Raw genomic sequence first — 12115 nt, 5'->3', positions numbered from 1 at the left:
CCTAGGTCAGCGCGCGGGCGGCTTCGTGGATGGCGGCGCGGATGCGCACATAGGTGCCACAACGGCAGATGTTGCCGCTCATCGCCGCATCGATATCGGCATCGCTCGGGTTCTTGTTGGCGGCCAGCAGCGCCGTCGCCGTCATGATCTGCCCCGACTGGCAATAACCGCACTGCACCACCTGCAGCTTGCGCCAGGCATCCTGGACGGCCCGGCCGACCCGCTCGGCATCCACCCCCTCGATCGTCGTGATCTTCTTGCCGCCAGCCGCGCTGACCGGCGTGACGCAGGAGCGCACCGCCTGTCCGTCCAGGTGCACGGTACAGGCGCCGCACAGCGCCATGCCGCAGCCGTACTTGGTGCCGGTCATCGCCAGCTCATCGCGCAGATACCACAGGAGCGGCATGGCCGGGTCGCCGTCGAACGAGTGCGCCTTACCGTTGATAGTGAACTTGACCATCGGAATCGTCCTTCTGCTGTGGGAGCCCACCTGATGTGACTGAGGTCGGAGCGAGAGGCTGCGATGCGGGCGCCGTCACTCCCCCGGACACGGCGCACCGACCGCGACCCAGGCTTTACCGTCTGCTCCTTCGTCAACGGCGGCAGTGTGCGCTTGGCTCCCGGGCTCCACCCCCACGCGACGAGTTTATCCTCGCCGAAGTGATGGACAAGGTCCTGCAGGCTCCGCCCGCCGTTGCGTTTCGGGTTCCTCAAGCCAATGCACAGTCGCGCGGCGACAAGCCCGCGAACACCATCTTCATATCTGCAGGAGCAGCGGCCAGGGTAGTCCCCCGTGCCCCCCCATAGACGGCGAGCTGATCATTCCCTCCGCGAAAGGTGCGAGGGAACTGCACCGTTGTCGCTCTGGCGATGCCGGTGGCGCCACACGGCGGGCAGGAAGGGCCGCGACGGGAGAATGCCATCGGTATCACGCGACCGCGATGGCCCGCTCTGGTTTTCTAGAAGGGGTTCGGCCGTTTTGCAAACCGGCCGCAAAACTCGCGCGACAGCCCCAGCGCTAGTCCTTTGTCGGCAGCACTAGGAACTCGGCAGCCTGCAGCGCGGATTCCTGCCAATGCCCTGTCGCCGCGCTGCGCCACCACGGCTCGGGAGGTGCACTCAGGGCGGGTTCGACCGGTTCTCCGAGGCACGGCATCAGAAGCCGCTCCGGTTCGGGTGCTTGCGCCAGCAACACTTCGACCGGTTGCTGCCACGGATGCATCGCCAGGTTGAACGTGCCCCAGTGCACCGGCAGCAGCCGGCCGCTGCCCAGCTGTTGCCAGGCGAGCAGCGCATTGTCCGGCCCCAGGTGCACATTGCCCCACGACGGGTGATAGGCGCCGACCTCGAGCATCACCAGGTCGAACGGCCCGAGCCGCTGGCCGATCTCGGCGAAGGCCGGGGACAGGCCTGTGTCGCCACTGAAGAACACCGCGTGGCGCTCGCCGTGCAGCGCGAACGAAGACCACAGCGTGCCGTTGCGGTCGTGCAGACTGCGCCCCGAGAAGTGGTGGGACGGCGCGGCGGTGAACCGCAGTCCGCCAGGCAGCGAGGTCTGCTCCCACCAGTCGAGTTCGGTGATGCGCTTGCCCGGCACGCCCCAGGCTTCCAGGTGCATTCCCACTCCCAGCGAGGTGATGAACGGCACGGGCAGTTTGGCCAGCGCACGAATGCTCGGGTAGTCGAGATGGTCGTAGTGGTCGTGCGAGATCAGCACCGCGTCGAGCGGTGGCAAGGCGGCGATGTCTACCGGCACCGGCTGGAAGCGCTTGGGGCCCATGAACGAGAACGGCGACGCGCGCGGCCCCCACACCGGGTCGGTCAGCACTCGCCAGCCGTCGATCTCCAAGAGCACGGTGGAATGGCCAAGCCAGGTGACACGCAGGCCAGTGTCGGGCGGCTGCGCCCAGCCTTCGCGCGGGTCGACTGATGGCAGCGGCCGCGCAGGCACCCTGCCCTCGCCGCCGAATAGGAAATCGCGCAGCGTCGGTCGCGGCTCGTCGCTATGGCGCACTGCACTGGACGGATAGGTGTTGACGAAACCGCCGTCGGCGTACTGGCCGGACGCCTGCATGCGTTCGAGCCGTAGCCCTTCTGCCAGTCTGGCAAACAAAGCCATCTTCCACCTCCCTCTGGTTGCCGTCCCCGGCGCCGGCCTGAAGCGCCGCCCTCCGTCTTCGTTCTGCACCGTCAGCATGCGCCATGATGGCGCTACTTTCCAATGCGCCAACACGGTAGGCGACCGGAGTCCGACATCTTGCGGCAACCTATCCATCTTAAAGACACGTGGAATTGGGCGCCTTTTGTCAGACAACATGCCATATACATTGCACATGTGGTAAATGTGCATGACAAAACCAGTGCGAATAACGCATCCAGTTTCAACAAGCACAGCACAGACTGTCAGAGGGAAGATATGGATCAACAAAAACAATGGGGACATCTGCGCACCAAGATCGTGCTGGTCGCTGCCGCGGCGGTATTCGTCGGCTTCGCAGTGATGGTCGGCCTGATCGTCAAGATGAGCTACAGCCGTACCGAGCAGGCCGGCTATCAACTGGCCCGACAGCAGGCCGACGGCTATGCCCGCCAGGTACAGAACAAGCTCGACACCACCTTGCAGCTGCCGCGCCACCTCGCACAGGCGGTACTGGCGCAGAAGGCCGGCGGCAAGGTGGATCGCGCCGTCGTCGACAAGCAGCTGCTCGGCCTGCTCAATGATTCACCTGGCATCACCGGCTTGTGGATGCTGTGGGAGCCGAATGCCTTCGACGGCAACGACAACACCTACCGCTTCGACTGGCCAAAGCAGGACCCAACCGGCCGCTACACGCCGTACATCACCCGTGGCAAGGACGGCAAGGCCACCATCGACATCATGATGTCGTCCGACCGGGTGAAGGACTTCCCCAAATACAAGGACCACCCGGAGAGCTATCAGCCGGACTACGAGAAACCCGGCTGGGGCGACTACTACTACACCCCGAAGCAGCGCCAGCGCGACACCATCACCGAGCCCTTCCCCTACGAGGTGAACGGACAAAAGGAGCTGGAGAGCTCGCTGGTCTATGCCATCAAGGACGCCGGCGGCCGCTTCCTCGGCGTCGCGGCCGCCGATCTGCTGCTCGGCGATCTGCAAAAGGAGCTGGGCAGCCAGCATCCCTACGATACCGGCTACATCCAGCTGGTCTCGGAAGGCGGCCTGTTCGTGGTCAACCCTGACACGCAAAAGCTCGGCAAGCCGGTGGAGCACGACGGTGAGCTGGCCCGGGCACTCGCCAAGACTCGCCAGGGCGACGAGCTGACCTTCGAGTCGGACGGGTTCACCCACTTTCTGCACCCGATCAAGGTGGCCGACACCGGCCAGGTGTGGACGCTGGGCGTGAGCGTGCCCACCGCCGCGATCACCGCGCCGGCCGTTGCCCTGCGCAATACCGCGATCGCCATCGGTGTGGTGGCGTTGCTGGCCATCCTCGCCGTGCTGTACGCGGTCGTCAGCTACCTGATACGTCCGCTGACGACGCTGGCCGAAACGATGGAAACGCTCGCCTCGGGCCAGGGCGACCTGACCGCCCGTATCGAGGTAGCGAACCGCGACGAGATCGGCCGCACCGCCGACGCGTTCAACCGCTTTATCGCCAGCCTGCGCGAGATGTTCATCGAGGTGCGCAGCCAGAGCCAGGCGGTGTCGCGCTCGGCCACGCAGCTGGCCGCCTCGGCCGAGGCGGTCCAGTCCTCGTCGCGACAGCAATCCGAGGCGGCCAGCGCCACCGCCGCCGGCGTCGAGCAGGTCACCGTCAGCGTGCAGCACATCGCCGACACCGCGCAGCAGGCCGAAGCAATGGCACGCCAGACCGGCGAGCTGACCGAGGGCAGCGTGAGCACCGTTGCCCGGGTCAGCGCCGACATCGCCCACTTCACCCAGACCATGCACGCACTGAGCGAACGCATGACCGGCCTCGGCCAGCGCTCCGAGGAGGTGAGTTCCATCCTTAAGGTGATTAAGGACATCGCCGACCAGACCAATCTGTTGGCGCTCAATGCCGCGATCGAGGCCGCGCGCGCCGGTGAGCAGGGCCGTGGCTTCGCGGTGGTAGCCGACGAGGTGCGCCAGCTGGCTGCCCGCACTTCCGAGGCCACCCTCGACATCGGCCGTATCGTCACCGCGATCCGCTCCGAGACCCGCGAAGCGGTCGACGAGGTGGAGCGCACCCGCGGGCTGGTAGTGGAGAGTGTCGATGTCACCGAGGCCGCCGACCAGAGCATGCGTCAGGTCAGCGAGCGCACCGACGAGCTGATGACCCGCATGATCGACATCGCTGCATCGACCCGCGAACAGTCGGCGGCCAGCATCGACATCGCGCAGAATGTCGAGCGGATCAGCACGATGGCGCAGGCCAACAGCGAGGTGATCGGAGAGGTGGCTGAGTCGGTGTCACAGCTGCGCGAGCTGTCCGACCGGCTCGAGGGGCTGGTCGGCAGCTTCCGGCTCTAGGATGCGGGGAAGCAAAAAAACGCCGGGGACTTCCCCGGCGTTTTTATTGCCTCTGCACAAGCGGGCTCAGGCCGAGCGCAGCTCCTGCAGCAGCGCCTGTACCGGGTGAGCCAGCTTCACTCCGTCGATCAGCTCGACCTGGCAGCGGCAGGAATACCCCGTCGCCAGCAGTCGGCCTTGGCCGCGATCGGCCTCCACCTGCTTGGCCCAGCTCATCCCGTACAGGGTCTTGGACAGTTCGCGCTTGTCGGTCTCGTGGCCGAAGGTGCCGGCCATGCCGCAGCAGCCGGTGTTCTTGTTGCTCAGCGACAGGCCGAGCGCCGCGAACACTTTCTGCCAGTCGCCGGTGGCGGCCGGCGCATTGGTCTTCTCGGTACAGTGCGGCAGCAGCGTGTAACCGCTGCCCATGCCGACTGCCCGTTTTGGCAGGTCGGCCAGCCGGCTCGCCAGCCACTCCTGCAGCAGCTGCACCTTCGGCGCCGCGTCCTTGCCCAGCGCCTTGGCGTACTCGGCGCGGTAGGTGAGCGTCATCGACGGGTCGAGCCCGACCAGCGGCACGCCGCTGGCGGCGAGCGTGCGCAGCCGTTCGGCATTGCTGCCCGCCACCTTGCGGAACGCGCCGAGGAAGCCATGCACGTGCAGCGGCTTGCCGTTGGCGGCGAACGGCGCGAGCAGTGGCGTGAAACCGAGCGTACGCAACAGTTCGAACAGGTCGAGCAGCAGCTCAGTCTCGAAATAGCTGGTGAAAGCGTCCTGCACCACGATCACCGCGCGCGCGCGCTCCGCTTCGGCCAAGCGCTGCAGCCGCGCCGGCGTCGCCAGCGCGAAACCGCGCCGGGCCAGCTCGGCGACCGGGTCGATGCCGGATAGCAGCGGGCTCTCCACCAGCCCGATACGACGCATCAGCGCCCGGCCCGCACCGCTGCCAAGCACCGCGTTGTAGAGGCCCGGCAGTTTCGCGACCAGCGGCAGCGTGCTCTCCAGCGAGCCGATCAGGTAGTCCTTCAGCGGGCGCAGGTAGCGACCGTAGTACAGCTCCAGGAACTTGGCGCGGAATTCCGGCACGTCGACCTTCACCGGGCACTGGCCTACGCAGGACTTGCAGGCGAGGCAACCCTGCATCGCCTCCATCACCTCGTGCGAGAAATCGGCCTCGCCACGGCGCTTCGCCAGCGTATTGCGCAGTCGACCGAACAGGCCGGCCAAGCTGCCGGTGGCGCGCAGCCGGGTACTTTCCGCCAAGGGATCGACGCCGGCGAGCGACAGCTGGCGCAGCCATTCGCGCAGCAGCGACGCGCGCCCCTTCGGCGAATGGCGTCGCTCGCGCGTGCCCTTCCACGATGGGCACATCGCGTCGTCCGGGTCGAAGTTGTAGCAAGCGCCGTTGCCGTTGCAATGCAGCCCCTCGTCGAAGCCCTGGCGCACCGAGATCGGGATCACCCGGTCGTGCTGGCCACGCGTCGGCACCGCGTCGATCTTCAAGAGCTCGCCGCCCGGCGGGGTGGCGATCTTGCCGGGGTTGAGCTGGTTATGCGGGTCGAACGCCGCCTTGATGTCCTGCAGGCGCGAGTAGAGCGGGCCGAAGAAGGCCGGCGCGTACTCGGAGCGCACGCCCTTGCCGTGCTCGCCCCACAGCAGGCCGTGGTACTTCTGCGTCAGCGCGACCACGCCGTCGGTGATCGCGCGCACCAGTTTTTCCTGCTCCGGGTCCTTCATGTCGATCACCGGACGCACGTGCAGCACGCCTGCATCGACATGGCCGAACATGCCGTAGGCGACACCGTGGCTGTCGAGCAGCGTGCGGAATTCGGCGATATAGTCGGCGAGGTTTTCCGGCGGCACCGCGGTGTCCTCCACAAACGGAATCGGTCGCTTGTCACCCTGTAGGTTACCCAAGAGGCCGACCGACTTCTTGCGCATGCCCCAGATGCGGTTCACCGCTGCCGCGCCGCGCGCCACGGTGTGGCCGCAACGCCCGTTGGCCGAACCCTCTACCGTCAGCTTGTCCGCCACCACGGCGAGCTGGCGCTCCAGATCGTCCTCGCTGTCGGCCAGGAACTCGACCAGGTTGATGCCCTGCGCCGGCTCCGCGTCGTCGGGGAAGAACTCGCGCACACCGTGCCAGATGATGTCCTGGCGCGCGAGATTGAGCACTTTCGAATCGACCGTCTCGATCGACGCGGCGTTCAGCGCCATCAGCGCCGGCGCGTCGCGCAGCGCGGCATCGAAACTGGTGTAGCGCACATTGACCAGGGCGCTGCAGCGCGGAATCGGCAGCACGTTGAGCTTGGCCTCGTAAACGAGGCCAAGCGTGCCCTCGGCGCCGCACAGGATGTTGTTGAGGTTGAAGCGCCCCTGCTCATCACGGATGTGCGCAAGGTCGTAGCCAGTCAGGCAGCGGTTGAGCTTCGGAAATTTCTCCGCGATCAGCGCGGCGTCGTCGCGGAAGATCGCATCGAGCAGCCGGTGCACCGAGCCGACCCGGTCGTCGCGCTGCTTGATCGCGGTCAGCTCCGTTTCGACCAAGGGCTGCGAGTGCCACAGCGTGCCGTCGAGCAGCACGGTGGAAAGCTCCAGCACATGGTCGCGGGTCTTGCCGTACAGGCAGGAGCCCTGACCGCTGGCATCGGTGTTGATCATGCCGCCGATCGTCGCGCGGTTCGACGTCGACAGCTCCGGCGCGAAGAACAGCCCGTAGGGCTTTAGTGCGGCATTGAGCTGGTCCTTCACCACCCCGGACTCGACGCGCACCCAGCGCTCCTCGGCGTTGATCTCGAGGATGCGGTTCATGTGCCGCGACACGTCGACGATCACCCCGTCAGACAACGACTGACCATTGGTGCCGGTGCCGCCGCCGCGCGGCGCCAGCTTCAGCGACTGGAAACGCGGCTCGCCGGACAGCTTGGCGATGCGCACCAGGTCATCGGCATGCTTCGGAAACGTGATCAGCTGCGGCCACACCTGATAGATCGAGTTGTCGGTAGACAGCACGGTGCGGTCGGCGTAGCTCGCACTCAGCTCGCCCTCGAAACCGCGCAGGCGTAGTTCGGCGGCGAAGTCGTGGTAGAGCGAATCGGAGACGGGGCGGTCGGTCAGGCGTGGAATCATGCGAGGCTCGAAACAGTGGCGTTGACGTCAGACTAGCGCGTCAGATGGAAAAAAGGGCCCGCGCATCAGCACGGGCACCAAACGTTGCCACTCAAGGAAGGAACAACTGCGTTACTCGGTAAAGTCATTTAGAACCTGTTCACGATCTGCTGCGTTCTATCTTCTAGGACTTGGGTGATCCTGCGTTGAAATGACGCTCAACATGCTCATGTACTCCCTGTACATTCCGCTTTTTTTTGTCATTTCGCCTTGGCGGACCCTTCGTTCGCGAGATCGTGGACAGGTTCTTAGACCGGCTCGGCGAGTTGGATCGAGCCACTCAAGCGAGCCGGTCGGTGATGCTTAGCAAGCGGCCGCGGTCATTTTGAAGATGCCCTGCGCGTTCGAGCTGTCGAAGCGCAGGTCGAGCTTCTGCTCGCCGGTGGCCGAGTCGGCGATCAGGTCGCGGGTGATGAACTCGTAGAACGAGCCCGGCACGGTACGGGTCACCAGTGAGCCGTCGGCGGCCTTGAACTGGCGCTCGACCTGAGTCGCCTTGAACGCGGTCTGGCGCACCGAGCCGTTGGCCGACACCTCGACCTTGTCCTTGATTGGCATGCCCTGGGCGCGCAGCGCGTCGGCCACCGCGAACACGTCGTCGACATGGTCGGTGGCGTGGTTGAAGCAGTTGCCCTCGGTGGAGATCCAGGCCATTTCGGCCGACTCGGCCAGCAGAGCCTCATAGTCGGCGAGCGCCGGCGTGTCGTGTTGAACGGCGAAACAGCCGACCAGTTGGGGCAACAGTTCCACCGCCTCGGCGAACGGCAGCGCACGCGCATCGGCCAGCTTCACCAGCAGCGCCTTGGCGCGGTCGTTCAACGGATCGCGCGAGCTCTTCACCACATTGTCCACCGCCTGCTGGAAGGCCGGGGAGAACTGGTCGACGTGCAGCTCGGACACGAAGAACTGCGCCACCAATTCCGGGGCATCCTGGTGGCAGTAGGCGCGACCGGTCATCTTCAGGCGCGCCAACGGGTACACGTCGGCAACGGTGAAGCCGAGCGGCTCGAGGAAGCGCTTGAATGCCAGCTCGCCGGTCGGCAGCGCGCCGGTGTTGGCGGCGGCGACAGTGCGCAGCGCACCATGGTCGAACACCACTTGGCCGCCGACAGCCAGCTTCTCGGTCACGTAGACCTTGCCCTCCGGCACCGCGTCCAGGTTTTTCGCGAACAGCAGCATGTTCATCGCCTGCGCCAGGACCACCCGCGGCACGGTCTCGCCCGCGTCGGTCAACAGCGGTGCGTCGACGGCGATCATCGCAAACAGCTCCGCGGTGCGCTCGCGACCGGCGGTCGCCTCCAGAAGACGCCACAATTGACTGTGTTCGATCTGTACCTGAGTGTGTGCCATTTCGGAATATCTTTCGTTCGGGGTACGACTGTTCGGGAGTCAGGCCAGCCAGCTAGCCGGCCCTGCAATGACTCAGAGTCTCGGCCGATTCCCGGCGGCGCTCAAGCGATGTATTCTGCTGGCTTCATTCCGAAAACTCATCAACTACGATGCGTCGCACCCTCCCCTCGCTGATGGCCCTACAGTGTTTCGAGGCCGCAGTCCGCCACCTCAGCTTCACCCGCGCTGCCGAGGAGCTGAACCTGACCCAGAGCGCGGTCAGCCGGCAGATCCGAGCGCTGGAAGACTTTCTCGGCCGGGCGCTGTTCGAGCGGGTGAAACAGCGGCTGGTGCTGACCACCGCCGGCGAGGCGTACGCGGTGGCGATCCAGGACGTGCTCGACCGCGCCGAGGCGGCCACGCTGCAACTGATGGCGTACAGCGGCGAGGGAGGCGTGCTGACGGTGGCAATGCTGCCAACCTTCGGTTCGCGCTGGCTGGTGCCGCGTCTGGGCGACTTCGCCGCGCGCTATCCCGACATCCAGCTCAATCTGGTGACGCAGGTGCGACCGTTCGACTTCGACAAGGTCGACGCCGACGTGGCGATCCACTTCGGCCCGGCGCTGTGGCCCGGCGCGATCTGCCACCGGCTGATGGGCGAGGAGATCGTGCCGGTGTGTGCGCCCGGCCTGCTCAAGGGCAAGGCGATGCTCGACGACCCGCACGAGCTACTCGACTACACGCTGTTGCAGCACACCACCCGGCCTCAGGCGTGGAACGACTGGCTGCACGCGGTCGGTGTCGCCGAGGTGGAGGGTGGCCTGCGCGGCCCGCGCTTCGAGCATTTCTTCATGGTGATCCAGGCGGCGATCGCCGGCCTCGGCATCGCGGTGCTGCCGCAGTTTCTGGTGCAGGACGAGCTCGACAAGGGTCTGCTCGTCAAGGCAATCGACAAGCCGGTGCCGAGCCTGCACGCCTACTACCTGGTGCATCCGGCCACCAAGGCAGACCTCTACAAGGTGAGAGCGTTCCGCGACTGGGTACTCGCGCAGGTGGCGCAGAGCGTCGCCGAGACGACTCAGTCGACGAAGGTCAGATAACCCCAGATCGCGGCGATATTGGCCATCAGCGCGGCACCGATCGCGAAGCTGATGCCGGCGAACATCTCGACCGCCCACAGCACGCTGGGATAGCCGGCCCCCAGCGCGTGCACGGACTGATAGCTGGTCAGCAACAGCGCGCACAGCACTGTCCACTTGAGCAGGTAGCCGGGCAGGTATTTACGCTGTTCGCGGTTGTAGCGGTAGTTCTGCTCGCGCAACAGGAAATCGCCGCGCGAGGCGTCGCGGAACAGCCAGAACGGGATCAGGTAGAGGTACAAGAGGTACAGCAGCCCACGGTCGTCGTTGTTCGTCTCCATGGTAGCGTCTCCATTGTTCTTGCGCGGACGGCGCTCCCCGCCCGATCGCAGCGGCGCTCGCGCTCCGACGAGCGTCACTGTTTGAACTATAGGCGGTGGGAACGAAGGATCGAGTACGTTGCCTGACCACTCCTCGGAAACCGGACTTGCCTTTCGGATCGTAGGTATGGAAACGGCCACTTGCTTCGACTCACCAATAAAAAAGGCAGCCCGGCCACGCCGGACTGCCAAACACCAACAACAGTGACAGGAAACTTTAGAACTGCATGCCCGGCGACAGCTGGGCCGGCAGGCTCAATCCGGCCGCCTCAACCGATGCCATCGGATACGCGCAGTAGTCGGCCGCGTAGTAGGCACCCGGACGGTGGTTGCCCGAGTAGCCGACACCACCGAACGGCGCGGCCGACGAGGCGCCGTTGGTCGGCTTGTTCCAGTTCACCACGCCGGCGCGGATCTCCTGGTTGAAGCGGTCCCACAGCGCGGCATCGTCGGCCAGCAGCGCCGCCGACAGGCCGTACTCGGTGTCGTTGGCGATAGCCAATGCCTCGTCGAACTCGCGGTAACGGATCACCTGCACCAGCGGGCCGAAGTATTCCTCGTCCGGCAGCTGCTCGATCGCGGTCACGTCGAGGATGCCCGGGGTCAGGAACGCCAGCTCCGCGTCAGGCTGGGTCATGGTCAGCACCGGTTTGGCGCCGAGCTCAATCAACTTTTGCTGCGCAGCCAGCATGCCCTGCGCGGCCTTCAGCGAGATCAGCGCGCCCATGAACGGCTGCGGCTCGGCGTCGTACTTGCCGACGGTGAGCTTGGCAGCCACTTCGGCGAAGCGGGCGAGGAAGCGGTCGCCGAACTCACCTTCCGGCACCAGCAGGCGGCGCGAGCAGGTGCAGCGCTGGCCGGCGGACAGGAAGGCCGACTGCAGCGCGTGGTGCACGGCGGCGTCGACGTCGGCGAGCGGTGCGACCACCAGCGGGTTGTTGCCGCCCATTTCCAGCGCCAGCATGAAGCCCGGACGGCCGGCGAACTGGCGATGCAGCGCGGTGCCGGTCGGCGAGCTGCCGGTGAAGAACAGGCCATCGAGACCCGGCTGCTGCGCCAGCGCGATACCGGTGTCGCGCTCGCCCTGCAGCAGGCTCAGCACGCCAGCCGGCAGGCCGGCCTCGTGCCACAGCTTGACGGTGTGCTCGGCGGTCAGCGGGGTCAGCTCGGACGGCTTGAACAGCACGGTGTTGCCGGCGATCAGCGCCGGCACGATGTGGCCGTTCGGCAGGTGGCCGGGGAAGTTGTACGGGCCGTACACCGCCACCACGCCGTGCGGACGGTGGCGCAGCACGGCGGTGTCGCCGGCCAGGTCCGAGCGATGCTCGCCGGTGCGCTCGCCAAAGGCGCGGATCGAGATCTCGATCTTGTTGATCATCGCGCCGACTTCCTGGCGCGCTTCCCACAGCGGCTTGCCGGTTTCGAGGCCGATGGTGCGGGCCAGCGCTTCCTTATGCGCACCGAGCACCTCGGCGAAGCGGCGCACGATGGCGAGGCGCTCTTCCAAGCGAGTACGACGCCAGGCTGGGAAAGCGGCGCGTGCGGCGCTCATCGCGGCGGCGATGTCGTCGGCGTTGGCCGAATGGCCACTCCAGACGGTCTCGTTGGTCGCCGGGTTCAGCGAGGAGAACACTGCGCCGCGGCCGGTCTGCCAGGCGCCATTGATGTAGAGCTGGGACATGGAA

The 12115-nt window shown here is 66.0% G+C and carries 8 protein-coding genes; 2 read left to right on the top strand and 6 right to left on the bottom strand.

Features of this window, described 5'->3' with window-relative positions; translation table 11 throughout:
• Position 1 precedes the first annotated feature (1 nt).
• Positions 2–460: a (2Fe-2S)-binding protein gene (locus QU481_RS00830; protein WP_289827965.1), complete on the bottom strand. Its 459-nt coding sequence runs from the start codon at positions 458–460 to the stop codon at positions 2–4.
• Positions 461–1018: 558 nt separating this feature from the next.
• On the bottom strand, positions 1019–2119 hold the full coding sequence (locus tag QU481_RS00825; protein WP_289827964.1) for an MBL fold metallo-hydrolase: 1101 nt from the start codon (positions 2117–2119) through the stop codon (positions 1019–1021).
• 297 nt (positions 2120–2416) lie between these two features.
• On the opposite strand from QU481_RS00825, the gene QU481_RS00820 reads away from it, so the two are divergent.
• The gene (locus tag QU481_RS00820) at positions 2417–4495 is read left to right on the top strand and encodes a methyl-accepting chemotaxis protein (RefSeq protein WP_289827963.1); all 2079 of its coding nucleotides are present in this window, start codon (positions 2417–2419) and stop codon (positions 4493–4495) included.
• A gap of 66 nt (positions 4496–4561) precedes the next feature.
• Here QU481_RS00820 and ydiJ read toward each other — a convergent pair whose 3' ends face one another.
• The gene (gene ydiJ / locus QU481_RS00815) at positions 4562–7603 is read right to left on the bottom strand and encodes a D-2-hydroxyglutarate dehydrogenase YdiJ (protein ID WP_289827962.1); all 3042 of its coding nucleotides are present in this window, start codon (positions 7601–7603) and stop codon (positions 4562–4564) included.
• Between the two features lie 342 nt (positions 7604–7945).
• On the bottom strand, positions 7946–8992 hold the full coding sequence (locus QU481_RS00810) for a DUF1338 domain-containing protein (protein WP_289827961.1): 1047 nt from the start codon (positions 8990–8992) through the stop codon (positions 7946–7948).
• 149 nt (positions 8993–9141) lie between these two features.
• On the opposite strand from QU481_RS00810, the gene gcvA reads away from it, so the two are divergent.
• Entirely contained in the window at positions 9142–10071 is a 930-nt protein-coding gene (gcvA, locus tag QU481_RS00805) for a transcriptional regulator GcvA (RefSeq protein ID WP_289827960.1), read from the top strand.
• Here the strand turns inward: gcvA and QU481_RS00800 are convergent.
• Together QU481_RS00800 and astD are read right to left on the bottom strand one after the other, a co-directional pair.
• Positions 10050–10391 (bottom strand): hypothetical protein, encoded by a 342-nt coding sequence (locus QU481_RS00800; protein WP_289827959.1) that lies wholly within the window; start codon positions 10389–10391, stop codon positions 10050–10052. The genes gcvA and QU481_RS00800 overlap by 22 nt on opposite strands.
• A 256-nt stretch (positions 10392–10647) precedes the next feature.
• Positions 10648–12111, bottom strand: a complete 1464-nt coding sequence (astD, locus tag QU481_RS00795; protein WP_289827958.1) for a succinylglutamate-semialdehyde dehydrogenase — start codon at positions 12109–12111, stop codon at positions 10648–10650.
• Between the last annotated feature and the right edge of the window lie 4 nt (positions 12112–12115).

The sequence above is a fragment of the Crenobacter oryzisoli genome, assembly GCF_030385785.1.
In the GTDB taxonomy this organism is placed as follows: domain Bacteria; phylum Pseudomonadota; class Gammaproteobacteria; order Burkholderiales; family Chromobacteriaceae; genus Crenobacter_A; species Crenobacter_A oryzisoli.
This window is presented reverse-complemented; position numbering and strand designations above follow the sequence as displayed.